Genomic DNA, 26,103 nt, shown 5'->3' on the forward strand with positions numbered 1-26,103 from the left:
GAGAAGAACCCCCGCAATGAGAGCCTGCGTAGACATCGGCGGCACCAAGGTGGCCGTGAGCCTTTCCGCTTCGAGCGACGCGCCGCTGATCGGCCGCCGCAGCGAGCCGACCGCCAAGACCGGCGACAACGACGCGGTGGCCGTGCAGATCATGCGGATGATCGACGAGGTCTGCGTCGAGCAGGGCATCGATGCCGCCACCATCGACCGCGTGGGCGTGTCGTCAGCGGGGCCTTTCGAGCTGCGCGACGGCATGGTCGAACTGGCCACGCCCAACATCTGCGGCGGCATCGCCGGCCCGGCACGCGGCCTGCCCAACACCTGGATGACGGCCCTGATCGAGGCACCGCTGGCCCGGCGCTTCGGCCGCGTGCGCGTGGAGAACGACGCGGTGGCGGCGCTGGAAGCCGAGCGCCACTGGGGTGCGCTGCAGGGGCTGGACCACTGCGCGTACGTCACCTGGAGCACCGGCGTCGGTGTCGGCCTGTGCGTGGACGGCCGTGCGCTGCGCGGCAAGAACGGCAACGCCGGCCATGCAGGCCACAGCTTCGTGGTCGACGACACCAGCGGTGCGCTGTGCGGCTGCGGCAACCTCGGCGACGTCGAGGCGCTGGTGGCCGGCAACTCGATGGCCCGCCGCTTCGGGCAACCCGCACCCGACCTGCTCGCGGCCGCGTCCGCCGGCGAACCGCACGCGCTGGAAATCGTCGATGCGCTGTGCCGCGTGATGGGCCGCATGCTCTACAACCTGATCATCACGCTCGACCTGCAGCGCATCAGCCTCGGCGGCAGCGTGTTCTGGCACCACCGCGACTTTCTGCTGCCACGGTTGCAGGCGCAGATCGACGGCAAGCTGCCGCCGCTTACGCGTGGCGTGCAGCTGGTGCCCGCGGGCCTCGGCGAGAAGGTCGGCGACTACGCGGCCCTGGCGCTGCTCGACTGAACGACAGACAGGCGCCACAAGCACTGGCAGGCCCACCATGAGCGCGTCTCCCCGCCGCAAGCCGTTGGCATACCTGCTGCTGGTGGTGGGCGGTTTTCTGGGGGCGCATCGTTTTTACTTGGGGCGCTACCGCAGCGGCGCGGCGCAGTTGCTGCTGTTGCTCGTGGGCACGATGAGCAGCCTGCCGGGCGCGAAGCTCTGCCTGGGCGCCTTGCTGTTGTGGCTGCTGGCCGATATCTACTGGGTGCACCGGCAGTCTCTCGATGTGCCGCAGGACGTGGAGGAGGCGAAAGACCTGGGCCACCCCGTCCCGAAGCACGTCATGGCAATCCCGCAATCCGAGTCCGCACAGCGGGTCGCGAGCCATCAGCCCACGACACCCGCGACGCAACTCAAGAACCAGGAGCTGCGCTACATGGCCGCCTTCCGCCAGGGCGACCTGCAACGCGCCGAGGCGCTGTGCGCCGAAGCGGTCGAGCTGGCCCGCCGGCTGGGCGGCGGCCCTGGTGAAGCGGTGGTTTCGCACCTCGTGAACCTGGCCGAGATCCGCCGCCAGATGCAGCGCCACGACAGGGCCATCGCAGCGCTCGACGAGTGCATGAACATGATCGGCCAGCTGCGCCTTCCCGACAGCTGGCGGCTGCGGCCGACCAACACCCTGGCGCTGGTCTACGCCGCGACCGGCAGGCCCGACGAGGCCGAAGCCCTGTACAAGAAAACCATCGCCCTTGCGATCACCGAGGCGAAGGGCGGTTCGACCGACGCGGTGGTTCGCGCGCTCAACAACCTCGCGTTTCTGCATGCCACCACGGGGCAGCCGGAGAAGGCCGAGCTTTGCTATGCCCGGGCGATGACTCACCTGGACAAGCTCGCCGCGGCCAGTGGCAGCGGCGAAGCCGGGAGCGAAGGCGACGCCGAGCTTTACTCGAACATGCTGAACAACTTCGCGGATCTGCTGGCCGCGCGGCGCGACTTCGCCAAGGCCAGGCCCTTGTACGAGCGTTCCCTCGCCATCCAGGAGCGCAGCTGCAGGGGCATCTCGACCGTGGCCGCCAACGCGCACAACGACCTCGGCCTGATCGCGCAGGAGCTGGGCGACCTGCGCCTGGCGCTGGTGCATTTCAAGCGCACGCTGCTGCTCAACCAGATCTGCGCGCCGGACCATTTCAAGAACATCGCCAATGCGCAGCGCAACGTCGATGGGGTCAGCGCCACGCTGGACGCCATGGCGCATGCCGCGCGCGTGGAGCGCAACGCATGAGCATCGGCGCCGCCTTCTTCGCCATCGACCGCTACCGCCTTCGCGGGCTGGTGATCGATCCCGCCAGCGTCTCGGGCTTTCTGCGCACGCCAGCCGATGAAGAGGGGCCGCACGCCCGCCAGACCGTGGAGCAGGCGTGGGACGTGGTGCGCACCCTGCTGCCCGCCGCCGTGGACGGCGAGTTTCTCGAAGGCACCGACGGCATGGGTTGCGTCTACCTCACGGCCAGCCATGTGGAGCGAAGCGCCGAGCGCCTCGCGCAACTCGATGTGCAGGCCGTGGTGCGCGACTTTGCCAGCGACCCCGACAGTTTTTCGAAGCTCTACCGGGCCGCGTTCTGGCAGGAAAACGCCGAGGCGCTTCTGGGCCTTCTGCTCGGCGTGCAGCGCTTCTTTGCCGAGGCTGCCGCGCGCCGCGACGCCGTGGTCTTCCACATCGCGTAGACCGGCGGCGCTCGCGCTATCTGCTTATCGGCTCAGCGGCGTTGAAGGCCGCACCTTCGACACGATCTCGCCCAGCCGCTGCAACCCTGCATCGACCGCCTTCGAGTACGGCCAGCCGCAGTTGATGCGCAGGTAGTTGTCGAAGCGCCCCGAGTTCGAGAACTGCGCGCCCGGCGCCACCAGCATGTGCTCGCGCAGGGCCGCGTCGAACACGCTGACCGACGAACGCTGCTCGGGCAGTTCCACCCACAGCTGCAGCCCGCCGCGCGGCAGGTTCAGCCGCGTGCCCGCCGGAAAGTACCTGGCGATGGCATCGGCCGTCTGGTCGCGCTGCACGTGCAGGCGCTCGCGCAGGCGGCGCAGGTGGCGGTCGTAGCCGCCGCTGGCGATGAACTCGCCTGCGGCGATCTGCGCCAGCGCTTCGTTGTTGCGCGTCTGCGCGTACTTGAGCATTTCCACCTGCGCGTGCCAGCGCCCCGCGGTGATCCAGCCCAGCCGCAGCCCCGGTGCCAGCACCTTGTGCATCGAGGCGCAATAGATCACGTTGCCCGTGCGGTCCCACGACTTGGCCGCGCGCAGCGGCGCGTCGCTTTCCACCAGGTCGCTGTAGGTGTCGTCCTCGACCAGCGCGATGCCGTGGCTTTCGCACAGGTGCACCAGCCGCTGCTTGTGGGCGTCGGGCATCACGCTGCCGATGGGGTTCTGCAGGTGCGGCACCACCACCACGGCCCTGATGTCGTCGTAGGTGTGGATGGCAAGGTCGAGCGCCTCGAGGGAAATGCCGGTCTGCGGGCTGGTCGGAATCTCCAGCGCGCGCAGCCCCAGGCTTTCGAGCACCTGCAGCAGGCCGTAGAAGGTGGGCGACTCCACGGCCACCGTGTCGCCGGGCTTGGCGATCGCGCGCAGTGCGAGGTTCAGCGCCTCGATGCAGCCGTTGGTGACCAGCACCTCGTCGGGCGCCACCGTCATGCCGACGCGCAGGCTGCGCTGCGCCAGCGCCTCGCGGAACTGCTCGTGGCCCCGTTGCGACGAGGCGGTGGTCAGCAGTTCGGGCCGTTGGCGCAGCGCGCGGGTCATCGAGTTGCGCAGCGCCTCGGCCGGGTACAGCTCGGGCGCGGCCCGGGCGATGGCGAAGTTGAGCTTCACGCCCGTGAGCCGGCCGCGCGCCATGAAGTTGGCCATGCGCGCGCGCATGCTGACGAGCTGTGCCGGATCGGGCGGCACGTCGGCCACCGGTTCTTCCATCGGCGCGATCGCCAGGCGCTGCGGCCGGCGCACGAAGTAGCCCGAGCGGTCGCGCGCCTCGACCCAGCCGTCGCTTTCCATGGCGCGGCAGACCTGCAGCGCGGTCGACAGGCTGATGTCGTGCAGCCGCATCAGGCTGCGCAGCGAGGGCAGCTTGTCGCCCTGCTTGAGCGAGCCGGTGTGGATCGCGTCGACGTAGTGCGCAGAGAGCTGGCGGTAGAGCGGTAGCGAGTCCATGGGTTGATGTTCCCTGCATCGGGCCATCAAAAACAGATGCAGTTGGCCGGGAAAAAGACCATAACAGATGCATTTTCGGCCCGGCTGTTCCGGTCGCAATAGCCATGGCGTGTGCCTGTTTTCCGGGCGCTCGAAATCCTACGATTTGGGCTCGCACCACTGTCAGCCACTCACTGCAAGGCCCGCCATGATCGCCACCGTCACCCCGGCCCCCGCCACCCTTACCCTGGAGCCCGGCCAGTCGCTGCGCACCGCCGTCGATGCCGGCGCCTGGCTGCAGGTGATCGAAGGGCGCGCGCGCCTGCTGTCACCGCCCAGCTGGTTCGGCGAGACCGTGTTCATGTCGGAAACGCTGCTGACCGAAGGCGATGTGCACCGCCTGGAGCGCGGCGGCTGGATCGAGGTGTCTGCACTGCATGCGCCGGTGCAACTGCGGGTCCATGCGCCGTACAAGGCGCACGTGCCCCCGGTGCAAGACCCTGAGCTGCGGCCGGTGATGCGGCTCATGCGCCTGCTGACCGGCTGATGGTTCTTCAGGGCGCGGCGGTTCGCTCGAGCGCCATCAGCGCCAGGGCGATCGCGCCGAATGCCGCGCCGCCCACGCAGACGGCCGGCCAGCCCCCGGCGACCCATGCCAGGCCCGACAGGCTGGCGCCAGCGGCGGCTCCCAGAAAGAAGAGACCGGTGAAGAGCCCGTTCAGGCGGCCCCGCGCTTCAGGCCGCAGCAGGTTGATGGCGCGGCGGCCCAGGGTCTGGTCCGCGATCACGCCCATGTCGAGGAGCAGGCCGGCCAGCCCCAGTGCGGCCAGCGATGCTTCCGGCCGCCAGAAACTGTCTTCCCCGGCCAGCCAGGCCAGCGCAAGAGCCCCGATCACGGCCGCATGCGCGAGCAGCGTGGCCTGGCGCGTCCAGCCCCGGTCGCCCGCACGGCCTGCGATGGGCGCGACGATGGCCCCGCCCGCACCGGCCAGCGCGAACACCGCGATGCCGGTGTTGCCCAGGCCGAAAGGCTGTTGCGACAGGCGCAGCGCAACGGCCGTCCAGAACATGCTGAACGCCGCCATGCACAGCGCCTGCGAAAGCGCGCGCTGGCGCACCACCGGCTCCTGCCGCAGCAGGGTCCACATCGAGAAGATCAGCCGTGGATAGGTCACCGTGCCCATCGGGCGGCGAAGCGGAATCCGACGCGCGAGCACCAGCGCAAGCACCGCCACGACAAGCGCGAGGCCGCCATAGAACCATCGCCAGCCCGCCACTTCGGCCGTGAGGCTGGCCACGGGGCGCGACAGCAGGATGCCGAGCATCAGCCCGCTCATGACATTGCCGACCACCCGGCCGCGTTGTGCTTCGGGTGTCAGCGCGGCGGCCACCGGCACCAGCATCTGGATCGCGCTCGCGGTCACGCCGGACACGAAGCAGGCCAGCAGAAAGAGCGGCGTGTTCGTGGTCAGGGCCACCGCCGCGAGCGCGGCCACGTCGGTCGCCAGCGTGCCGATGATGAGCGCCTTGTTTTCCACCACATCGGTCAACGGCACCAGAAAGAACAGGCCGGCGGCATAGCCCAGCAGCGTCAGCGTGGTGACCAGTCCCGACGTGCCGGGCTGCAGGCCGAGCGAATGGCCGATGGCCGGTATCAGAGACTGCGATGCATAAAGGCTCAGCACCACGATGCCCACGGCCATCGCGAACAGCAGCGTCAATCCGGTGGCCTGGCTGCGCGGTGCTTCGCAACTGGCGGCGGCGGCGCGGATCGTGGATGGCATGTCGGTCTTTCGCGAGTGGGGATGGCTGTCATCGTGCCCGCCACACCCCGCGGGAAAAAGACATGGGCGCAAACACATTGTTTGCCCCGATGCTCCAATCGGGTGATGAAGCATCTCCCCGAAGTCGCCGTGTTCGTTCGCGTGGCCGAGTGCGGCAGCTTCAGCGCCGCGGCCGAGTTGCTGCAGCTGTCCAGGCCCGCCGTCAGCCAGGCGGTGAGCCGGCTGGAGCAGCACCTTGGCGCGCGGCTGCTGCACCGGAGCACCCGCAAGCTCAGCCTGACCGAAGCCGGTGCGCAGATGCTCGACGCAGCCAGGGCAGGCATCGAGATGATCGCCGCCGCCGAGCTGCAGATTTCAGCGTCGCAGGCGCGGCCCAGCGGCCGGTTGCGCATCACCGCGCCCGTGGCGTTCGGCGTGCTGCACGTCGCGCCGCTGCTGGCGGAATTCGGCCGCCGCTATCCCGACATCGACATCGCCCTGCGCATGAACGACAGCATCGTGGACATGGTGGCGCAGGGCTTCGACGTGGCGATCCGCGTCTCGGACCCGGCCGATTCGAGCCTGGTGTCGCGGCGCCTTGCGCCGGTGCGGCACTTTGCCTACGCCGCGCCGCAGTACCTGGCCAGGCACGGCGTTCCCGCCACGCCGCAGGAACTGGCCAGCCACCGCTGCCTGGTCCACAGCAAGAGCCGGCCGGCGCGCGAGTGGCGCTTCGTCGCCGCGGACGGCACGGCCTCGACGGTGGTGGTACCCAAGTGCGTGCAGGCCGACAACAGCCTGGCCCTGCGCGAGGCCGTGGCGGCGGGCGCCGGCATCAGCGTCGGGCCCGACTACCTGCTGGCGGACGACATCCGCTCGGGCCGGCTGGTGCGCCTGTTCCCGGGTCTTCGCCTGCACGAGTTCGCGGTCTACGCGCAGTACCCGGCGCGCAAGCACGTGGCGTCGAGCGTGAAGGTCTTCATCGACTTCGTGGCCCGGGAGTTCCGGGACGCACGCCGCTGGCAGGGCGTGGAGTAAGCGGCGGCTAGCGCTCGCTCGCCGCTTCGCGCAGCGCGTCGAGGAAGCAGCGCCGCCACCAGTGGATGTCCTGCTCGCGGATGCGCGACAGCAGCTTCTGGTGCCGCTCGCGCCGCTCTTCCAGCGGCATCTGCAGCGCCTGCTGCACGGTCTCGGCCGTGCCGTGCGTGTCGTACGGGTTCACCAGCAGCGCCTCTTTCAGCTGCTCGGCCGCGCCGGCAAAGCGCGACAGCACCAGCACACCGGGGTCGGCCGGGTCCTGCGCCGCGATGTACTCCTTGGCGACCAGGTTCATGCCGTCGCGCAATGGCGTCACCAGCCCCACGGCCGCCGCGCGGCACAGGCCCGGCACGCGCTTGCGGGCCACCATGCGGTGGATGTAGCGCACCGGCATCCAGTCGAGTTCGCCGTAGTCGCCGTTGATGGCGCCGCACAGCGATTCGAGCTCGCGCCGGATGTCGGCGTACGCATCGACCGTCTCGCGCGTGGGCGAGGCGATCTGGATCAGCGTGGCGCTGCGCCGGTTCTCGGGGTAGTGCGCCAGCAGCTCGCGGAACGCGCGCACGCGCTGCGGGATGCCCTTGGAATAGTCGAGCCGGTCGATGCCCAGCAGCAGCCGGCGCTGCGAGTACTCGCGCTTCATGGTCTCGTACATGTCGCGCGATTCCTTCGCATGCGTGAGCGCCGCGAACTCGTCGACGTCGATGCCGATCGGGAAGGCGCTGCAACGCACCGTCTGCCCGTAGGCGCGGTACATGTCGTTGCCCAGGTACTCGCCGTGGGCCTCGTTGCGCACGTAGTGCTCGAAGTGCTGCACGTCCTGCTGGGCCTGGAAGCCGATCAGGTCGTACGAGAACAGCGAACGCATCAGCCATTCGTGCTGCGGAATGGCCGCGATGATGATCTGCGGCGGCAGCGGAATGTGCAAAAAGAAACCGATGCGCTGCCTGCAGCCCATGGCGCGCAGCTCGGCGGCCAGCGGCATCAGGTGGTAGTCGTGGATCCAGATGATGTCATCGTCTTTCAGCAGCGGCAGCAGCTTGCGCGCGAACAGCTGGTTCACGCGCCGGTAGCCGCCGATGAAGCCGGCATCGAAGTGCGCAAGGTCGAGGCGGTTGTGGAACACCGGCCACAGCACGTCGTTGCTGTAGCCCAGGTAGTAGCTGTCGTGGTCTTCGCGGCTCAGGTCGAGGGTGGCGAGCGTGACCTTGCCGGCCTGCTGCCTGTGCAGTTCGCCTTCGCCCGTCGGGCCGCCTTCGATGATCTGGCCGCTCCAGCCGAACCACAGGCCGCCGCTTTGCTGCAGCGATTCACCCAGCGCGACGGCCAGCCCGCCGGCTGCCGGCTTGCGTGGATCGGCCACGCGGTTGGAAATGACGACGAGCCGGCTCATATGCACGAATCCCAGGGCGCGGACAGGCGCACGGCCGCGTTGATGATGCCGACCATCGAATAGGTCTGCGGAAAGTTGCCCCACATCTCACCGGTGACCGGGTGGGTGTCTTCCGACAGCAGGCCCAGCGGGTTGCGCGCGGCCAGCATGGTCTCGAAGATCTGCCGCGCCTCGGCCTTGCGGCCGATCTTGGCGAGCGCGTCGATGCGCCAGAAGGTGCAGATGTTGAAGGCGGTCTCGGGCTTGCCGAAGTCGTCGGCCGCTTCGTAGCGGCGCATGTAGGGGCCATCGCAAAGCGACTTCTCCATGGCGTCGACGGTGGAGATGAAGCGCGGGTCGCGCGCATCGATCAGGCCGACCTCGACCATCAGCAGGATGCTCGCATCCAGCTCGTGGCCGCCGAAGCTTTCGGCGAAGGCCTGGCGTTCTTCGCACCACGACTTGGCCAGGATCTCTTCCTTCATGCGCGAGGCGTGGCCATGCCAGTAGGCCGCGCGATCGGGCAGCTGCAGTGCGCGCGCGATCTTCGAGAGCCGGTCGCAGGCGGCCCAGCTCATCAGCGCCGAGCTGGTGTGCACGCGTGCGCGCGTGCGCAGCTCCCACATGCCGGCGTCGGGCGTGCCGTAGACGCGCACCGCCTGTTCGCCGACCGCCTCGAGGTGCGGAAACTCCGCCAGCCCCGCGCGGCTCAGCAGGCGGTGGTCGTGGAAGGCCTGCGCCGCGCCGAGCACGATGTTGCCGTACACGTCGTGCTGGAAGTGCTCCTGCGCCTGGTTGCCCACGCGCACCGGGCCCATGCCCCGGTAGCCGTCGAGCCCTTCGACGAAAGACTCGGGCAACTCGCGCTCGAGCCCGATGCCATACAGCGGCTGGATGTGCTCGCCATGCGAGCCGATCACCACGTTGGCGAGCCAGCGCAGATAGTCTTCCATGGTGCCGACTTCGCTCAGCGAATTGAGCGCGCGCACCACGAAGAAGGCATCGCGCAGCCAGCAGTAGCGGTAGTCCCAATTGCGCTGGCTGCCGGGCGCCTCGGGGATGCTCGTGGTCATGGCGGCCACGATGGCGCCGGTGTCTTCGTACAGCGAGAGCTTGAGCGTGATGGCCGCGCGAATCACCGCGTCCTGGTACTCGAAGGGAATCGCGAGGCGCTTGCTCCAGGTGCGCCAGTAGGCGATGGTCTCCTGCTCGAAGCGGCGCGCCGTGTCGGCGATGCCGTCGAGCAGCGTCTCGTCCACGCCGAACATGAAGTTGTACTCGCGCGAGATCACGAAGGGCTGCTCCGCAAGGATGTGCGAGATCGATGCGTCGGTGTTCAGGCGCAGCGTGAGGTCGGGCCCGACGTAGCGGATGTGGTTGCTGCCGCGCGTCACTTCGACCGGCGCCGAGGCGCCCCACTGGAAGCGCGGATCGAGCGACACGCGGATGCGCGGCGCGCCGGCAATCGGCCGCACGCGGCGCACCATCATCAGCGGGCGGAAGTAGCGCGAGCGGCTGTAGAAGCGCGGCGCGAAGTCGGTGATCTCGATGCCCTGGCCGGCGGTGTCGAAGAGCTGCGTGCGCAGCACGGCGGTGTTCGGCTCGTACCACTGCTTGGCTTCGGCGAAGTCCTCGATGTCGATGCTCCAGGCACCCGCGCCTTCGCCGGGATGCAGCAGCGCGTTGAACACCGGGTCGCCATCGAAGCGCGGCAGGCAACACCAGACAGCACGGCCGCGCGCATCGATGAGCGCGCTGTAGGCGCAGTTGCCGATCACCCCGACGTTGAGCGACGGCTCGGCCGGCGGCGCAAAGCCGCGCGGTCCGGGGGCTGCGGCGGCCTTCACGTCGACCGGTGCGCGGTCGTCGGGCCCGGCCGCGCCGGCGAGTGCGTTGCCGGCATGCGCTTCGGGGGCCTTCGACAGTGGTTGTTCGCTCATCCAGGGCTCCTCGGGGATTTTTCGGTGGTCGGGGTCGTCGGGGGAATCGGGGGCGTTGGGGTGTGAGGTGCAGCCAGCACGTCGCGTGCCTGCACCAGCCATTCGTAAACCGCGCGCGGCGATTCGAGGCGGTGCAGCGCCAGGCTGGGCCCGCTGCCGACCTTGATGGCGACACCGCCGCGCGGCTGCACGACGGCGAAACCGCTCTCGTCGGTGGTGTCGTCGCCCGCGAAGAACGGCATGCGGCCCGCGAAGGGTGCCTCTTTCATGAAGGCCTCGATGGCGATGCCCTTGTTGACGCCCGCGGGCTTGACCTCGAACACGAACTTGCCGTGCATGAGTTCGAGCGCCGGGTGTCCCTGGATGGCGCGCGACATGGCGTCGCGGCACACGGCTTCGAGCTGCGGCGCGAGCCGGTAATGCAGCGCGATGGCGGCGTGCTTGCGCTCGACCAGCAGGCCTTCGTGCACACGCGCCAGTTCGTTGGCGATGTCGAGGATGGGCAGGAGATCGGGCGCACCCTGTTCCTGCATGTGGCCTTCGGCATCGCGGCGCTGCACGCCGTGTTCGCCGGCGGCCGGCAGGCGCAGCGGTGCGAGGAAGCGGTCGATGGCATCGATCTGCCGACCCGACACCACGGCCAGCGCGCCGCCGAGCAGGTCGCGCAGATCGGTGAGCAGGGGGACGAGGGCAGGCGGAATCTCGATGGCCTCTGGCGTGGGCGCGAGCCCCACCAGCGTGCCGTCGAAGTCAAGGAAAAGGGCGGCGTCCCGGCCCGGCGAAGGAGGCAACTGAGCGTTGCCGGAGGAGGACTTTGGCATTGCGAAAAACCTTAACACGGGCTGCGCAGCGCGCGTGTCGGCCAAAGCCGAAGGTCTTTCGCGGCCGGTGCCGCGAGGTGAACGCCGCGCGTGCCTTGCGTACCGCGCGGCGGGGCGCCTTCAGTCCGGCGATGCGGCCACGGCTTCGACGCGGGCCTGGTGGATGGCTTCGCCGATCTTCGGGCCCGTCGCGCCAGCTTGTTGCGCCTGGCGCGCGACGACGTCGGTCGGAACGGCTGCCGCCGTCGCCAGCACCGAGAGCAGCCGCGCACGCGGCGGGTAGGGCGCTTCTTCGTGGCCGGGGCGGCCGCGTGCGATGCATTCGCAGGCCTGTAGCGCCTCGGCAAAGCGCGCGGGCTTGCGGAATGCGTCGCAGCGCTCCAGCAGGCGCACGAGCGGGGCCGCGTCGAGTTCACCGCTGCGGTGGATGTGAAGATGCTCGCGGGCCACCACTTCGGCGAGTTCGCGGATGTCCACCGGCACGCGCCAGCGGTCGCAGACCTGCTGCAGCCGCGTGGCGACGCCGGGGCTTTCGTCGAGGTCGTGCGCGAGGCATGCGAAGCGCACCGCCAGCGAGGCTTGCTGCCGGGCGGCCGTGTCGACGATCTTCATGCGCTGCGCGCCGGCCTCGACTTCGGGCAGCAGCACGGCGAGCGCGCCGCATTCGCGCAGCACCTCGAACATGCGCGACGGCCGCGTTTCCATCAGGCCGCGCGACAACTCCTGCCACACGCGTTCGGCCACCAGCGCATCGACTTCGCCAGCCGCGACCATCTCGCGCATCAGCGCCATGGTCTCGGGCGCCACCGTGAAGTCGTCGAAGCGTGCGGCGAAGCGGGCCACGCGCAGGATGCGCACCGGGTCTTCGCGGAAGGCGTCGGTCACGTGGCGCAGCACCTTGTCCTGCAGGTCGCGCTGGCCATGGAAAGGGTCGGCCAGTTTTTCGGGGTCGGGTTCGAATTGGCCATCGGCATCCACCAGCTCGGCCGGCAGTGCGATGGCATTGACGGTCAGGTCGCGGCGGGCAAGGTCTTGCTCGAGCGTGACATCGGGCGCAGCATGCACGGTGAAGCCGCGGTAGCCGGGGGCGCTCTTGCGTTCGGTGCGCGCGAGTGCGTACTCCTCGCGCGTCACGGGGTGCAAGAAGACGGGGAAGTCGCGCCCCACGGGCAGGTAGCCCCGGGCCACCATTTCTTCGGGCGTGGCACCGACGACCAGCCAGTCGTGGTCGGATACGGGCCGCCCGAGCAGCCGGTCGCGGACGGCGCCGCCGACGAGAAAGATTTTCATGGCCCCAGTGTAGAGATGGGGTGCTGAGGAATTAGCCGGGGGTGAGCGATAGGGATACCCCCAACCACTAAATAGAACGAGCGTTCGATAATATCGGCCGCAAACAGAACGAACGTTCGTTCTGTTTGCTCGAACGCAGCGCCAGCCACGGCCTCACGCTGCGTCGACGGGATTTTCAACCAAAGGAGCATTCACATCATGAAGAAAACAATGTTTGCGCTGGCCGCTCTGGGCGCATTGGCGTCTGGCAGTGCGTTTGCGCAGCAGGCCGGCGATCTGGTGATCGGCGCAGGCTGGTTCCACCTGGCGCCGCAGGATTCGAGCAAGCCGCTGACCGTGACCGCACCGGTGCAGAGCGTGCTGCCCGGCTCGGGCGCCAGCGTGAGCAACTCCGACACCCTGGGCCTCAACGCCACCTATTTCCTGGACAGCCATTGGGCGGTGGAAGGTGTGTTCGGCGTGCCGCCGAAGTTCAAGCTCAACGGCACCGGCACGCTGGCGCGCGTCGGTGAACTCGGCCAGGCCCGCCAGTGGAGCCCGACCATCCTGGGCAAGTACTTCTTCAATGACGGCAACGCCGCTTTCCGTCCGTTCGTGGGCCTGGGCGCCACCTACGTCTGGTACAGCAACGTGAACCTGACGTCGAACCTGCAGGGCGCGCTGGCCAGCCAGTTCCACCAGTCGCCGCTGTCGGTGAACACCACCGCCAAGCTCGACAGCTCGTTCGCCCCCGTGATCAACGTCGGTGCGGCCTACCAGTTCGACAAGCACTGGGGCATCTCGTTCTCGGTGTCGTACATCCCGCTGAAGACCAAGGCCAAGCTGACGACGACCTCGATCACCGGCTTCCCAGTTGCCAACAGCGAAGCCAGCCTGAAGCTGAACCCGATCGTCACCTACGTGTCGGCCACCTACCGGTTCTGATCCGGCCCTGCTCCGAAAGCCTTGCCGCCGTTCGCATTCAACGCGACTGGCGGTAAGGCTCTTCGAATTGCAGGAAGTCTTTTTCCGCCAGTGCGCCGTCGATCCAGGCCTTGATGCCCGGCAGTGCCTGCACACGCTCGATGTAGGCCGTGATGGGCGCCGGCACCGGCAATCCGTAAGTCTTGATGCGCGTGCCGATGGGCGCGAAGTAGGCGTCGGCAATGCCGAATTCGCCGAAGAGCATCGGGCCGCCGTGCGCGTCGAGCAGGCCGGTCCACATCTGCACGATGCGCGCCAGGTCGCTGCCCACCTCGGGCTGTTCGCGCAGCAGCTTTGCGCCGACTTCGGGCAGCGAAGCCTCGATGTTCATGCCGCAGTGGCCGCGCAGGCCGCCGAAGCCGGAATGCATTTCGGCGCAGACGCTGCGTGCGCGGGCGCGATCGGCCGCCTTCGCGGGCCACAGCTGCTTGTCGGGGAAGGTCTCGGCGAGGTACTCGGCGATGGCGAGCGTGTCCCAGATCACCAGGTCGCCATCCACCAGCACCGGCACCTTGGCCACGGGGTTGAGCGTGCCGATGGTGCCCTTGAACTTCGACGTGGCCTCGAAGGAGTCGAAGCGCACCATCACTTCCTCGAAGGCGATGCCGGCCTGCTTCATGAGCACCCAGGGGCGCATGGACCACGACGAGTAATTCTTGTTGCCGATATAGAGCTTGCGCATCAGGGGCCTCCGGTTCGTTGCGACTCAAAGCCCTTGATGCTAGCTCGGCCGCGCGCCGCCATTGATGCCGAAGCGCGCGCGAATTGATGCCCATGAATGGCTCGGTGACGGCGCCCATTCGGCGCGCATGTGACCGCGCTTCCGGACTACGCCCCAATCACGCAACGCGAAGGATGGAAAGGCGAGCCGCCTCTGCTTACGGCAGATCCTTGCTGGGTTCCGGTTCCGCGGCATCGCGCGGGCCCACGCGGCCGAGGCGCTCCTTCAGCGACTGCGGACGGCCGCTGATGATGGCTGCGTAGTTGGTGGTGTTGGCCAGCACCTTCTTCACGTAGTCGCGGGTTTCGCTGAAGGGCACGTTCTCGGCCCAGATGGCGGCCTCGATCACCGGGCCGTTGCGCCAGCTGCGCGGACGGCCGGGGCCGGCGTTGTAGGCGGCGGCGGCCAGCGCCATGGAGCCGTCGAAGTCGTCGAGCGCCAGCTTCAGGTAGTTGGTGCCGATGGTGATGTTGGTTTCGCGGTCGTTGATCTGGCTGGGCGAGAAGTCGGTCAGGCCGATCTTGCGGGCCGTCCAGCGCGCGGTGGCGGGCATGACCTGCATCAGGCCCGAGGCGCCGACGCCGGAGCGCGCGTCCATGATGAAGCGGCTTTCCTGGCGGATCAGGCCGTAGACGTAGGCCGGATCGAGGCCGATGTCCTGCGCCTTGCGCAGCACCGTGTCGTGGAAGGGCATCGGAAAGCGCTGGTCGACATCGACCACGCCCTTGGTGCGCTCGCTGGTGTTGATGCAGCGGTCCCACACCTCGCGCTGGCAGGCGAAGTCGGCGGCGGCTAGCAGCGCGCGGTCGTCCATGCCGCCCTTGTCGTGCAGGTTGGTGGCGTAGTTCCATTCGCGCGTGCCTTCGGAGCGCAGGCCGATCGCGATGGCGTACAGGCCGCGGTTGAGTGCGAGGTTGCTGCGCGCGGTGGCTTTTTCTTCGGGGGTGAGCGGCGCGGGGCGCGTGGGCGCGACTGTGCGCTGGCCCAACTCTTCGAGCGCCAGCATTTCGTAGAAGCCGCGTGAGCCGGCGATGCTCTGGTAGAGGTCGCGGGCCTGGGCGCGGCGCTCGTCGCCGCCGGTACCTGCCAGCGCACGGGCCTTCCAGTAGACCCAGGTGGGGTCTTGCTGCGAGGCCTCGCTCATGGCGTTGATGGCGGGCAGCACCTCTTTCCATTGGCCGGCACGCAGCGCGGCGCGCACGCGCCAGCCGAGCATGTCGTCCGACAGGTCGCTGTTCTTGGTGACGTTGGCGAAATAGGTGCCGGCCTGCGGCCAGAGCTTGGTGGCGGCCTGGCGGCCGATGGTGCCCCAGATCCAGTTGCGCTCTTCCGCAGAGAGCATCGGGCCCCACTTGTTGTCGAGCTGCGAGGCGGCCAGTTCGGGGTCGGCGATGGCGACCTTGATGAGCGCCAGCACCACCAGCTCCTTGCGCGACTTGGCGGCCACGAAGGCGCGGCCGGTCAGGAACTTGGCCGAGCTGGCATTGAGCTCCTCGAACATCGGCAGGGCGTCGGGCGCGGCGATGGTGACGGCACCGCGCGCGGCCTGCGGACGGTTGGCCTCGATGGCCAGGCGGGCCTTCTTCCAGGCATCGTTGGGCGACATCAGGCGGGCGGCGACCATGCGGTCGGCGGCGGTCAGGCAGCCGTCGTCGGAATCTTTCTGGCTGAACCAGTTGCGGCGCACCTCGTCGGCCTGGGCCTGCGTGGCCGTGCCGGAGCGCAGCGTGTCGACCAGCGTGGCGTAGCAGCGAACCTGCGCGTCGTCGCCCATGCGGAAGCCCGCGATGGAGGCCGAGAAGCCGTCCCAGTCGCGGCGCTGGCCGAGCAGCAGCAGCCAGTCGTTGCGCAGACGGTCTTCCTGGTAGGTGCCGGGGTAGCGGGCGAAGAAGTTCTGCACCTCGCTCGGGTCGGCCTCCTGCAGGCGCGCCTTGAGTTCCCAGTAGGCGGCCCAAGGTTCGAGCGCATGGCCGCGAGCCTGTGGCAGCAGGGCCGTCAGGCGGGCCTTGTCGCCGCGCTGGAACGCCTGTTTCATCTGGACCAGCACGTCGTCATTGGTGTTGTTCTGAGCGGCGGCGGGTTGCTGTGAAAGCAACGCGGCGAGGGCCAGGACAGCGGAAAAAACCAAAGCGGGTGTTGCGCTGCGCGGGCGACGGCGCGTGGATGCCAAAATGCTTGGGAACTGCATCGGGGGATTATGGACAAGTCAAAGGGTGCCGACACTTCGGCAACGGCGAGTTTTCTGAAGGATCAACTGCGCAAGGCATTGGTCGAACAACGCCTGGCCATGCCCGACCGGCTGACACGCGCCGACCTGTTGCAGCGTGTCATGCGGATCTGGCTGGTCAACCGGCCCGACACCGTGATCGGCGCCTATTGGCCGATCAAGGGCGAGTTCGATCCGTTGCCTGCCCTGCATCGCTGGAAGGAAGACGGCGAACTCATCGACGAACCGCAGCGCCGTCGCATCGGACTGCCGGTGATCAACAAAGTTCACAAGACCCTGACCTTCCATGCCTGGTACCCGGGCTGCCAGATGGAAGAAGACGCCTACGGCATTCCCAAGCCCAAGGACACCGAGCTCATCGTGCCGACCCTGCTGTTCGTGCCTTGCGTGGGCTACAGCGCGGGCGGCTACCGGCTGGGCTATGGCGGCGGTTTCTACGACCGCACGCTGGCGGCGCTGGAGCCCCGGCCGTTCACGGTGGGGCTGGGCTTTACCAACGGCTTTCTCGACGACTTCGAGCCCGAAGCGCACGACATGCCGCTGGACGCGATCCTCAACGACAACGGCGTGGTCTGGCCAACGTCTTGAGCCCCCGGCTTTTCACTTCGTGTAACTCCACCCTCCAAGGGGGAGGCGCGGCCCGGCGGCGGCCGCAGAGCGCCTCAGTCGATGTTGTCGACGGTATCCGGGTCGGGCACCTCGCCGATGGTCTCGCGCGTGGTGATGGCCTGGACCTGCAGCCAGTCCCAGAAAGCCTTGATTTCGGGCCGCAGTGCGTTGCGCGGTCCGGCGATGAGCCAGTAGGCCATCGGTGAATCCATGCGGTGCTGCGGCAGCACCTCGACCAGGTCGCCGTTGGCCAGGCTTTCGGCGATGAGCGAGCTGCGTGCCAGCGTCACGCCTTGCCCGGTAAGCGCGGCCTGCACCATCTGGTAGGCGTAGTTGAAATAGAGCCAGCGCTTGGGCTGGGCACGCTCCAGCCCGTTCACCTCGAACCAGCGGCGCCAGGTCAGCCATTCCAGGTGCGTGCGGTGGGCGTCGCCGGCCTCGATCAGCGTGAAGCGGGTGATGTCGGCGGGCGTCTTGATCGGCGGGCTGCTCTTGAGCAGCCAGGGGCTGGCCACCGGCGTCAGCGTTTCGCCGAACAGGCGCACGGCGGTGGCCGGCATGACCTCGGGCGGGCCGTAGCGCAGGGCGATGTCGACGTCGGCGACTTCGAGGTCGACCGCCACGTCGCTGGCGTCGATGCGGATGTCGATCTCGGGGTTGTCGCGCTGGAAGGCCTCCAGCCGCGGAATGAGCCACATCGACGCGAAAGAGGCAAAAGTGGTCAGCGACACGCTCTTGCGCCCCGCGCTCTGGCGGATCTGGCGCACGGCGTTGTCGATGCGCGGCAGCGACTGCTGCACCGCCAGCAGCAGCTGCGCCCCCGCGCTCGTCAGCTCCACGGCCCGCGTGTGGCGCAGGAACAGGCCCACGCCCACTTCTTCTTCGAGCGACTGGATCTGGCGGCTCACGGCCGACTGGGTCAGTGCCATTTCTTCGGCCGCGGCGCGGAAATTCAGGTGCCGGGCCACGGCCTCGAAGGCGCGCAGGTGGCCCGCCGAGATCGGGCGGGAGCGCAGGTGGGTTTGTGAATGTTGCATGGGTATGACCAAAGGGGGCGGTTTGGCGTTTGGAGTGATTGATGCGGAACCCGCATCAGTAGGCTACCTCCTTTTCATTGGACTGCCAACGCCAGAGAAACGATCATTCATTCCCGAACCGCGCCATTGCCTTCTGTTTGTCATGCGCTTCGGTCAAGCCCAGGAGTCCTCATCATGTCCACCGCCGTCTGCACCACCCCATCGCTCGCTTCGCTGCCCGTTTCCGCCCGCACCACCGCCGCCATTCCGCCGGCCGTCCGTCGCGGTGCATGGCAGATCGCGCCCGGCGAGGCGATGAGCCTGAAGGCGCGCACGAACAGCGTACTGCGGGTCAAGCAGGGCCGGGTGTGGGTCACGCCCGATGCAACCCTGAAGAACCCCAGCGAAGACCTGGTGCTCGCACCCGGCGAATCGCTGACGGTGGCCGCGGGCCAACGCATCGTCATGGAAGCGTGGGACGGCTACGGCGCGACCTACGCCTGGGATCAGGTCTGATCGTCCGGATCCCTCCCATGGCAAAAAAAGCGGCTTCGGCCGCTTTTTTCGTTTTTCAGCCGTTGATGTCGAAGCTGGGCAGCAGCGCCAGGAAGTGGCCCAGGGCGACCTTGCCGTCCAGCGCATGCACGCCGGCCATCAGGTCGGGGCCTTCGCATTCGGCCAGGCCCATGCCGAAGCCGGTGTAACGGCGGCTTGCCAGCGGGGCTTCGTAGGCCACGCGCACGCCGACATGCCGCGGGTCTTGCGCGATGCGCTGCATGAGTTGGTCGACGGCATCGTGCGGGCCCTCCAGGTGCTGGCAGAAACGCATGCCGTCGAAGACCAGCAGGCCCGTGATGCCCAGTTCGGCGTTGCGCACCCGCGCCTGGCTGGCGATGGTGCCCACGGTGGTCGGCGGCAGGTCCTGCGCGAGCGTGCTGCAGTAAAGGACTTCGTAGAGCGGCGTGGATTCTTCTGTCATGCGTGTTGGAGGGGGAGAAACGGTGCGAAGTCTAGGCAGCCCCGGGCCTCGGCGAAATGTCAAAAGACACAGGCGAAAAGCCTATAGTGACGCGTGAAATTCGAGGACTACCCCGTGGCCGCATCCCCTCCGCAGGGCATCAATCCCTGCGACGGTTGCGCATTGCGCCGGCTCGACGCCTTTCTTCCAGCGTCCGATGAAGAGCTCAAGACCATCCAGTCGTTTCGCACCGGCATCCGGCGTGTCGAGGCGGGTGGGTCGATCGTCGACGAGCACCGGCCGAGCCCGCAGCTCTTCACGCTTTATGCGGGGTGGGCCTTTCGCTACAAGACCCTGAGCGACGGCCGGCGGCAGATCCTGAGCTTCTTGCTGCCCGGCGACTTCATCGGCCTGCAGGACGAGTTCGCGGAAGGCCAGACCCACGGCGTCGAGGCAGTGACCGACGCCTCGCTCTGCGCCTTCTCGCGCGACCGGCTCTGGCCGCTGTTCCATGCCCAGCCCAAGCTCGGCTACGACATCACCTGGCTCGCCGCCCGCGAAGAAAAGATGGTCGACGACAACCTCGTCACCACCGGCCGGCGCAATGCCGGCGAGCGCGTGGCCATGCTGCTGATGCACCTGTATCGGCGCGCCGACCGCGTGGGCATGGTGCGCGACGGCTGGGTCGAGTTTCCGTTCAACCAGCAGCACATCGCCGATGCGCTTGGGCTCTCGCTGGTGCACACCAACAAGACGCTGCGGCGGCTGCAGCGCCTGGGGCTCTACAAGCTCGATGCGGGCTGGCTGCGCATCCTGGAGCCGCATGCGCTCGAAACGCTGGGCGACTACTTCGAGCGTCCCCTGCGCCCCACGCCATTGATCTGATCTGGCGCCCGGCGCCAGCCGGTCAGCGTGAGGCCATCAGCTGGCGCAGGTCGTTCTGGTAGGCCTGCAGCCGGCGCACCGCCTGCTCGCGCTGGCTGGCGCTGGTGCCGTTGTGCATCGCCGCCGTGTTGCGGCAGCCTTCCTGAAGCAGCGCCTGCTGCTGGTCGCGCCAAGGGCCGGGCGGCGGATCGGCGATGCGCTGGATGTACGCATGGAGCGCGGCGCGCGCCTCGGCCGGCGACGGCTTGTTGGCGCTGAAGCCGCGCAACAGCGCCAGCGCCTCCTGCTGGCGCTTGCGGCGCTCGGCATCCGCCAGTTGCGGGTTGAACACCGACTGCGCGACCTGCTGCTTCAACAGGTCGCGCTGCTCCGTCGTCAATCGGCCATAGAAGTCTTCGGTGCGGTCGAGGAACTGGTCGTAGCGCTTTTCCTGCACCTGGGCCGGCGTGCGGTCCAGCCACTCCTTGCGGTAGGTGGCGTTGTTCTTCGCGTACTTGCGCTCCAGTTGCTGCAACTGCGCGTCGGTCAGGCTCAGCGCGAGTTCGGTGCCGGCCTGCTCGGCACGGTCGGTCACGGCCAGCAGGCGTTCGCGGATCTGGTCGGCCATCGCGCAGGCCTGCGCGGGCGTCACCTCGCCGGCCGCCAGCGTCTGCGCTTCCTGCAGCAGCGCGGCGACCCGGGGCAGCTCGTTCTGGCGGTGCCAGGCCAGCAGCTGTGCCAGCTCGTCGCGCACCTTGGGCGTCTGCGTGCCATCGAAATCGAGGTAGCCGTCGAGCCACCAGTAGCTCAGCTCGGGCAGGTTGTTGTAGGCCAGCTTGATCGCGCTGCAGGCCCCGAGGGCGGCGGCCAGCAGCAGCACGCCGATAATCCGCGCCAGTTCCGCGCAACGCATTCGGGAAGAAAAACGCATGAATCAGACTCCGCAACAAGACAACCTGGGACCGGTCGACGTCGTCATCATGGCGGCCGGCAAGGGCACGCGCATGAAGAGCAGACTGCCCAAAGTGTTGCATCGATTGGGTGGCCGCGCGCTGCTGGCGCATGTGGCCGCCACCGCCGCGCGCATCGGCGCACGCCATGTGGTGATGGTGACCGGCCACGGCGCCGCCGAGGTCGAGGCCGCCATGGCCGGCGGCATCGAGGGTTCGACGCTGCGCTTTGCCCGGCAGGAGCCGCAGCTCGGCACCGGTCACGCGGTGCAACAGGCCGCGCCGCTGCTGCCGGACGACGGCACGGTGGTCGTGCTCTCCGGCGACGTGCCGCTGATCGGCGAAGACACCCTGCGCGCCCTGATCGCCGCCAGCGCCGGCCAGCGCCTGGCACTGCTGACCATCGAATTCGACGACCCGACCGGCTACGGCCGCGTGATCCGCGCGGCGGGGCAAGGCGAAGTGACCGCCGTCGTCGAGCACAAGGACGCCACCGAAGCACAGCGCGCCGTGCGCGAGATCTACAGCGGCGTGATGGCCGTGCCGGCACACCTGCTCAAGGGCTGGCTCGCGCGGCTGGACAACCGCAATGCGCAGGGCGAGTACTACCTGACCGACGTCGTCAAGCTGGCCTCGGCCGATGGCGTGCCGGTGGTGGCGCACATCACCACCGATGCGCTGCAGGTGGCCGGCATCAACAGCCCGGCCCAGCTCGCGGCGCTCGAGCGCGCATGGCAATTGCGCCAGGCGAATGCGCTGATGGAGCAGGGTGTGCGCCTGGCCGATCCGGCGCGCTTCGACCTGCGCGGCACGCTCGAATGCGCGACCGATGTGGAGATCGACGTCAACTGCATCTTCGAAGGCACGGTGTCGCTGGGCGAAGGCGTGCGCATCGGTGCCAACTGCGTGATTGCCAATGCGCGCATCGAGGCCGGCGCGGTGATCCATCCGTTCACTCACATCGAAGGCGAGAAGGCCGGCGTGACGGTCGGCGAAGGGGCGCTCATCGGCCCCTTCGCGCGGCTGCGGCCCGGTGCGCAGCTCGGCGCCGAGGTGCACATCGGCAACTTCGTCGAGGTCAAGAACTCGACGCTCGCGGCCGGCGCCAAGGCCAACCACCTGGCCTACCTAGGCGATGCCACCGTGGGCGAGCGCGTCAACTACGGCGCGGGCAGCATCACTGCCAACTACGACGGTGCCAACAAGCACCGCACGGTGATCGAAGCCGACGTGCACGTGGGCAGCAACTGCGTGCTGGTGGCGCCGATCACGCTCGGCGCGGGCGGCACCATCGGTGGCGGCTCGACGATCAACAAGTCGACCGAGCCCGGTGCGCTGACCGTGGCGCGCAGCAAGCCGGTGAGCTTCCCCAACTGGAAGCGGCCGCAGAAGAAACCCAAGGCCTGAAAAGAGCGTCGGAAAAGGCGTCAGCCCAGCGGCAGCCTGGGCTCGAACTTGGCGCGCTTGAGGCTGAAGAAGGCCTTGACGTTGCGCACATTCGCATCGGCCGTGAACAGGCGCTGCGTGAGCGCGGCGTAGTCCAGCATGTCGCGCGCTGCCACCACCAGCACGAAGTCCGGCCCCGGCGACACGCGCCAGCACTGCTGCACCGCGTCGTCGGCGATCACGCGGGTCTCGAAGGTGTCGAGCGAGCCGGTGTCCTGCCGGTCCAGCGAGATTTCGATCACGGCCTGCAGGCCGTGACCCAATGCCGTGGCCAGCCGGCCGGGCGAGAGCAGCGCGACCTGGCGCTCGATCAACCCTTCTTCGCGCAGGCGCTGCACCCGGCGCAGGCAGGTGGGCGGGGAAATGCCGACCTCGGCGGCCAGGCGCTGGTTGGTCTGTGACGCATCGCGCTGAAGCGCGTCCAGCAGCCGAAGGTCGATTGAATCCAGGGAGATTGATTCCATATTTAATGAAATTATGGAAGAAAAATCCAAATCACCAAACTCAAGGAATAAAAGTCCAAATCTATTGAGATTTTGAATACATATTTCTTTGATGCCTTCCTACCATCGAGTCCTTCTTCATTCAAAGGCAGATCACCATGTGCGGCATCGTCGGGGCAGCGTCCCATCGCAACATCGTTCCGGTCCTGGTCCAGGGCCTTCAGCGGCTCGAATACCGCGGCTATGACTCGTGCGGCGTGGCGGTGCATGCCGGCGGCCTGACGCGGGCGCGCACCACCTCCCGCGTGGCCGATCTCGTCACGCAGGTGCGCGACGACAAGGTCGAGGGCCTGACCGGCATCGCCCACACGCGCTGGGCCACGCACGGCGCGCCGGCAGTGCACAACGCGCATCCGCATTTCAGCCACGGTCCCGGCGCCGATGCGCAGGGCGCACGCCCCGGTCGCATCGCGCTCGTGCACAACGGCATCATCGAAAACCACGAAACCCTGCGCGCCGCGCTCGAAGCCAAGGGCTACGTGTTCGAGAGCCAGACCGACACCGAGGTCATCGCGCACCTGGTCGACAGCCTCTACGACGGCGACCTGTTCGAGGCCGTGAAGGCCGCGGTGCTGCAACTGCACGGCGCCTACGCCATTGCCGTGATCTGCCGCGACGAGCCGCAGCGCGTGGTCGGCGCGCGCGCCGGCTCGCCGTTGATCCTCGGTGCAGGCAAGGACGGCGCCGAGAACTTCCTGGCCAGCGACGCGATGGCCCTGGCCGGCGTGACCGACCAGATCATCTATCTGGAAGAAGGCGACGTGGTCGACGTGCAACCGGGCAAGTACTGGATCGTCGACAAGAACCACAAGCCCGTCACTCGCCAGGTGCGCACCGTGCACGCGCACAGCGGCGCGGCCGAACTCGGCCCCTACCGCCACTACATGCAAAAGGAAATCTTCGAGCAGCCGCGCGCCATCGGCGACACGCTCGAAGGCGTGGAAGGCATCGTGCCCGAGCTGTTCGACGGCGTGGGGCAAGACGGCGCGACGGGCGCGAGCGCGCACCGTGTGTTCCAGGACATCGACAAGATCCTCATCCTGGCCTGCGGCACCAGCTACTACAGCGGCTGCACCGCCAAGTACTGGCTCGAAGGCATCGCGAAGATTTCAACGCAGGTCGAGATCGCGAGCGAATACCGCTACCGCGACTCCGTGCCCGATCCGAAGACGCTGGTGGTCACCATCAGCCAGTCGGGCGAAACGGCCGACACGCTCGCCGCGCTGAAGCATGCGCGTTCGCTCGGCATGGAACAGACCCTGACCATCTGCAACGTCGCCACCAGCGCGATGGTGCGCGAGTGCAAGCTGGCGTACATCACGCGCGCCGGCGTCGAGATCGGCGTGGCATCGACCAAGGCCTTCACCACGCAATTGGCCGGGCTGTTCCTGCTTACGCTCGCCATTGCGCAGGCCAAGGGCCGCCTGAGCGATGCCGACGAAGCGCGCTACCTGAAGGAAATGCGCCACCTGCCCGTCGCGCTGCAATCGGTGCTCGCGCTCGAGCCGCAGATCATCGGCTGGGCCGAAGACTTCGCGCGCAAGGACAACGCGCTGTTCCTGGGCCGTGGGCTGCACTACCCGATCGCGCTCGAAGGCGCGCTCAAGCTCAAGGAAGTGACCTACATCCACGCCGAGGCTTATGCGGCCGGTGAACTCAAGCACGGCCCGCTCGCGCTGGTCACGAGCGAGATGCCCGTGGTGGCGGTGGCGCCGAACGATGCGCTGCTCGAAAAGCTCAAGAGCAACCTGCAGGAAGTGCGCGCGCGTGGCGGTGTGCTGTACGTGCTGGCCGACGGCGACACCAAGATCAAGAGCAGCGAAGGCCTGCACGTGATCCGCATGCCCGAGCACTACGGCGCGCTCTCGCCGATCCTGCACGTGGTGCCGCTGCAGCTGCTGGCGTATCACACGGCATGCGCGCGCGGGACCGATGTGGACAAGCCGCGCAACCTGGCGAAGAGCGTGACGGTGGAGTGAGGCGGCGGAAGCGCGGTAACATTTAGACATGATCCGCCGCTCCACCCCGATCGGACCATCACGAGAGCATCGACGACCCAGGGTGTCACCGCAAATGGAGCATCCGCATGTGGAGCATCCTGGCCGACCTTTTCATCGGCTTCTTCGATTTCGTGCTTGATGTCGTGCTGTTCAGGGGCCTGCGCCGCAAGCATGGCACTCGCGATCGCAGCGTTGCCGAAGACACGTTCGAGGTCGCGCGCTTCGACTTCATCACGATGACTTTCATCGCATTGGTCAGCGCCGGACTGATGCTGTTCCTGACATTCGGATTGGGTCTGTCGGCAGGCTGGAGCGTGGGAATCGGCATCGCCTTCGGAGCCATCTGGGGCATCTGGCGATACGTCCAACTGGTTCGCGAGTGATGGGCGCGTTGCGGCACTGACCCCTCTGCGGATCAAGGCCGCTTTCGCCGGCGGCATGGGCTCCGCGAATCGCCCCGGTTTCTGTCGCTATTCCGCGTGTGGCAGGACATCCCGCAGCGCCACCGCCTCGCGCGCAAACTGCTCGATCAGAAAGTCCAGCAACGCCCGAACGCGCGGCGCCATGTACCGGGTGTTGTGCCGAATGGCGTAGACACCCGACTCGCGTGCCACGTATTCAGGCAGCAGGATTCGAAGCCTGCCGGCGCGGACATCTTCAGCCGCATCCCAGATCGTCTTGCGTGCGATACCGCGCCCTGCCAGCGTCCAGGTGCGCACCAGGCCACCATCGTTGCTCTCCCAGGCATCGGCCATCGGGACCGTGTATTGCCAGGTCTGCTCGCCTTTGGCGAAGTGGAATTCGTTGAGAGGTCCTGAGCCCGTGACCAACACGATGAAGCGATGGTGTTCGAGATCTTCCGGCGTGCTCGGCGCGCCGTGGCGTTCCACATACTCGGGCGAGGCGCACAGCACACGGCAGTTGGGCGCCAGGCGTCGCGCAACCAGGGCGCTGCTCTCGGGTTCTCCGAAACGGATCGCCAGGTCGACCTTGTCCTGATGAAGATTCGACAGGGAGTCGGTCAGCGTCAATGAAACCCTGACCTCCGGGTGTGCATCGATGAAGGCATCGAGCCATCGATCGAGCAGATGCCGGCCGAAGTCCGTCGACGCGGAAATCCGGAGCTTGCCCCGCACAACGCCTTGGCCGGCCTGCAACTCGGCTTGCGCATCGTCGATGATCTTCAGCGCTGCGGTGCAGTGCGCGAGGTAGGTGTGCCCCTCATCCGTCAGTTGCAGCTGCCGCGAGGTGCGATCGAACAGCTTGGCAAGCAACGCGGCCTCGAGCCTTGCCAGCCGCGCGCTGGCTGCCGCCGGCGACAGTCCCAGCTTGCGGCCGGCCGCAGACAGGCTGCCTGCCGACGCAGCCTCGGCAAAGAGCCGCATGTCACCCAGACGATCGGTCGCCATCTTTCATGCAAGGTTGAAGATGGTTCAAGTTTGACATCAATTCTCAAAAGCGACGCGCATCGACAGACTGGCGCTTGTCGTCCTCGCGAAGGACTCATGACAAGA

The 26,103-nt window shown here is 67.7% G+C and carries 25 protein-coding genes; 12 read left to right on the top strand and 13 right to left on the bottom strand.

The features are described 5' to 3' along the window. Positions 1-16: 16 nt before the first annotated feature. From BLQ28_RS23310 to BLQ28_RS23320, 3 genes are read left to right on the top strand one after another with little or no spacing between them, the layout of a single operon-like run. Positions 17-943, top strand: coding sequence for an ROK family protein (locus BLQ28_RS23310; protein ID WP_093245074.1), 927 nt, complete (start codon positions 17-19; stop codon positions 941-943). A 37-nt stretch (positions 944-980) separates the two neighbouring features. Then, the gene (locus tag BLQ28_RS23315; RefSeq protein WP_093245077.1) at positions 981-2,204 is read left to right on the top strand and encodes a tetratricopeptide repeat protein; all 1,224 of its coding nucleotides are present in this window, start codon (positions 981-983) and stop codon (positions 2,202-2,204) included. Then, positions 2,201-2,647 carry a DUF1877 family protein gene (locus BLQ28_RS23320; RefSeq protein WP_093245079.1) on the top strand — a complete coding sequence of 149 codons (447 nt, stop codon included), beginning with the start codon at positions 2,201-2,203 and terminating at the stop codon, positions 2,645-2,647. Before BLQ28_RS23315 ends, BLQ28_RS23320 begins: the two co-directional genes overlap by 4 nt. A gap of 24 nt (positions 2,648-2,671) precedes the next feature. Here the strand turns inward: BLQ28_RS23320 and BLQ28_RS23325 are convergent, their stop codons facing one another. After that, the gene (locus BLQ28_RS23325) at positions 2,672-4,129 is read right to left on the bottom strand and encodes an aminotransferase-like domain-containing protein (RefSeq protein ID WP_093245082.1); all 1,458 of its coding nucleotides are present in this window, start codon (positions 4,127-4,129) and stop codon (positions 2,672-2,674) included. Between the two features lie 187 nt (positions 4,130-4,316). Between BLQ28_RS23325 and BLQ28_RS23330 the strand changes: the two genes are divergently transcribed. Then, positions 4,317-4,655 (top strand): hypothetical protein, encoded by a 339-nt coding sequence (locus BLQ28_RS23330; RefSeq protein ID WP_093245085.1) that lies wholly within the window; start codon positions 4,317-4,319, stop codon positions 4,653-4,655. A gap of 7 nt (positions 4,656-4,662) precedes the next feature. Here the strand turns inward: BLQ28_RS23330 and BLQ28_RS23335 are convergent, their stop codons facing one another. Continuing rightward, positions 4,663-5,892 carry an MFS transporter gene (locus BLQ28_RS23335; protein ID WP_093245087.1) on the bottom strand — a complete coding sequence of 410 codons (1,230 nt, stop codon included), beginning with the start codon at positions 5,890-5,892 and terminating at the stop codon, positions 4,663-4,665. Positions 5,893-5,997: 105 nt separating this feature from the next. Here BLQ28_RS23335 and BLQ28_RS32770 point away from each other — a divergent pair, with 105 nt between their 5' ends. Further along, positions 5,998-6,909 (top strand): LysR family transcriptional regulator, encoded by a 912-nt coding sequence (locus tag BLQ28_RS32770; RefSeq protein WP_176801206.1) that lies wholly within the window; start codon positions 5,998-6,000, stop codon positions 6,907-6,909. Positions 6,910-6,916: 7 nt separating this feature from the next. Here BLQ28_RS32770 and otsA read toward each other — a convergent pair whose 3' ends face one another. The 4 genes from otsA to BLQ28_RS23365 form a co-directional block, all read right to left on the bottom strand. Next, the gene (gene otsA / locus BLQ28_RS23350; protein WP_093245090.1) at positions 6,917-8,302 is read right to left on the bottom strand and encodes an alpha,alpha-trehalose-phosphate synthase (UDP-forming); all 1,386 of its coding nucleotides are present in this window, start codon (positions 8,300-8,302) and stop codon (positions 6,917-6,919) included. Continuing rightward, the gene (locus tag BLQ28_RS23355) at positions 8,299-10,221 is read right to left on the bottom strand and encodes a glycoside hydrolase family 15 protein (protein WP_093245092.1); all 1,923 of its coding nucleotides are present in this window, start codon (positions 10,219-10,221) and stop codon (positions 8,299-8,301) included. The genes otsA and BLQ28_RS23355 overlap by 4 nt, the downstream gene beginning before the upstream one ends. Further along, positions 10,218-11,042 (bottom strand): trehalose-phosphatase, encoded by an 825-nt coding sequence (gene otsB / locus BLQ28_RS23360; protein WP_256327423.1) that lies wholly within the window; start codon positions 11,040-11,042, stop codon positions 10,218-10,220. Before otsB ends, BLQ28_RS23355 begins: the two co-directional genes overlap by 4 nt. A gap of 120 nt (positions 11,043-11,162) precedes the next feature. After that, positions 11,163-12,332, bottom strand: coding sequence for a multifunctional CCA addition/repair protein (locus BLQ28_RS23365; protein ID WP_093245095.1), 1,170 nt, complete (start codon positions 12,330-12,332; stop codon positions 11,163-11,165). A 198-nt stretch (positions 12,333-12,530) separates the two neighbouring features. On the opposite strand from BLQ28_RS23365, the gene BLQ28_RS23370 reads away from it, so the two are divergent. Continuing rightward, the gene (locus tag BLQ28_RS23370) at positions 12,531-13,256 is read left to right on the top strand and encodes an OmpW/AlkL family protein (protein WP_093245098.1); all 726 of its coding nucleotides are present in this window, start codon (positions 12,531-12,533) and stop codon (positions 13,254-13,256) included. Positions 13,257-13,293: 37 nt separating this feature from the next. Here BLQ28_RS23370 and BLQ28_RS23375 read toward each other — a convergent pair whose 3' ends face one another. Then, on the bottom strand, positions 13,294-13,977 hold the full coding sequence (locus tag BLQ28_RS23375) for a glutathione S-transferase family protein (protein ID WP_093245100.1): 684 nt from the start codon (positions 13,975-13,977) through the stop codon (positions 13,294-13,296). Positions 13,978-14,173: 196 nt separating this feature from the next. Next, positions 14,174-16,204 (bottom strand): lytic transglycosylase domain-containing protein, encoded by a 2,031-nt coding sequence (locus BLQ28_RS23380; RefSeq protein ID WP_093245103.1) that lies wholly within the window; start codon positions 16,202-16,204, stop codon positions 14,174-14,176. 9 nt (positions 16,205-16,213) lie between these two features. Between BLQ28_RS23380 and BLQ28_RS23385 the strand changes: the two genes are divergently transcribed. After that, a complete protein-coding gene (locus BLQ28_RS23385; protein WP_093245105.1) occupies positions 16,214-16,831 on the top strand; it encodes a 5-formyltetrahydrofolate cyclo-ligase in 618 nt (205 codons plus the stop codon). Positions 16,832-16,905: 74 nt separating this feature from the next. On the opposite strand, the gene BLQ28_RS23390 is transcribed toward BLQ28_RS23385, so the two are convergent. Beyond that, the gene (locus BLQ28_RS23390; RefSeq protein WP_093245108.1) at positions 16,906-17,889 is read right to left on the bottom strand and encodes a LysR substrate-binding domain-containing protein; all 984 of its coding nucleotides are present in this window, start codon (positions 17,887-17,889) and stop codon (positions 16,906-16,908) included. A 174-nt stretch (positions 17,890-18,063) separates the two neighbouring features. Here BLQ28_RS23390 and BLQ28_RS23395 point away from each other — a divergent pair, with 174 nt between their 5' ends. Then, positions 18,064-18,384 carry a DUF2917 domain-containing protein gene (locus tag BLQ28_RS23395; protein WP_093245110.1) on the top strand — a complete coding sequence of 107 codons (321 nt, stop codon included), beginning with the start codon at positions 18,064-18,066 and terminating at the stop codon, positions 18,382-18,384. Between the two features lie 55 nt (positions 18,385-18,439). Here the strand turns inward: BLQ28_RS23395 and BLQ28_RS23400 are convergent, their stop codons facing one another. After that, the gene (locus tag BLQ28_RS23400; protein WP_093245113.1) at positions 18,440-18,847 is read right to left on the bottom strand and encodes a BLUF domain-containing protein; all 408 of its coding nucleotides are present in this window, start codon (positions 18,845-18,847) and stop codon (positions 18,440-18,442) included. Positions 18,848-18,940: 93 nt separating this feature from the next. On the opposite strand from BLQ28_RS23400, the gene BLQ28_RS23405 reads away from it, so the two are divergent. Beyond that, complete coding sequence (locus BLQ28_RS23405; RefSeq protein ID WP_256327424.1) at positions 18,941-19,711, top strand: Crp/Fnr family transcriptional regulator; 771 nt, start codon at positions 18,941-18,943, stop codon at positions 19,709-19,711. Between the two features lie 22 nt (positions 19,712-19,733). On the opposite strand, the gene BLQ28_RS23410 is transcribed toward BLQ28_RS23405, so the two are convergent. Beyond that, positions 19,734-20,621: a DUF6279 family lipoprotein gene (locus BLQ28_RS23410; protein ID WP_256327425.1), complete on the bottom strand. Its 888-nt coding sequence runs from the start codon at positions 20,619-20,621 to the stop codon at positions 19,734-19,736. On the opposite strand from BLQ28_RS23410, the gene glmU reads away from it, so the two are divergent. After that, positions 20,620-22,047 (top strand): bifunctional UDP-N-acetylglucosamine diphosphorylase/glucosamine-1-phosphate N-acetyltransferase GlmU, encoded by a 1,428-nt coding sequence (glmU, locus tag BLQ28_RS23415; protein ID WP_093245118.1) that lies wholly within the window; start codon positions 20,620-20,622, stop codon positions 22,045-22,047. The genes BLQ28_RS23410 and glmU overlap by 2 nt on opposite strands. 20 nt (positions 22,048-22,067) lie before the next feature. Here glmU and BLQ28_RS23420 read toward each other — a convergent pair whose 3' ends face one another. Then, complete coding sequence (locus BLQ28_RS23420; protein ID WP_093245121.1) at positions 22,068-22,550, bottom strand: Lrp/AsnC family transcriptional regulator; 483 nt, start codon at positions 22,548-22,550, stop codon at positions 22,068-22,070. Positions 22,551-22,687: 137 nt separating this feature from the next. On the opposite strand from BLQ28_RS23420, the gene glmS reads away from it, so the two are divergent. Next, positions 22,688-24,568, top strand: coding sequence for a glutamine--fructose-6-phosphate transaminase (isomerizing) (gene glmS, locus BLQ28_RS23425; protein ID WP_093245123.1), 1,881 nt, complete (start codon positions 22,688-22,690; stop codon positions 24,566-24,568). Between the two features lie 107 nt (positions 24,569-24,675). Next, entirely contained in the window at positions 24,676-24,972 is a 297-nt protein-coding gene (locus BLQ28_RS23430) for a hypothetical protein (protein ID WP_093245126.1), read from the top strand. Positions 24,973-25,059: 87 nt separating this feature from the next. Here the strand turns inward: BLQ28_RS23430 and BLQ28_RS23435 are convergent, their stop codons facing one another. Then, positions 25,060-25,998, bottom strand: a complete 939-nt coding sequence (locus tag BLQ28_RS23435) for a substrate binding domain-containing protein (RefSeq protein ID WP_093245128.1) — start codon at positions 25,996-25,998, stop codon at positions 25,060-25,062. Positions 25,999-26,103: the final 105 nt, after the last annotated feature.

This window comes from Variovorax sp. EL159, from assembly GCF_900100965.1.
In the GTDB taxonomy this organism is placed as follows: Bacteria; Pseudomonadota; Gammaproteobacteria; order Burkholderiales; family Burkholderiaceae_C; genus Variovorax.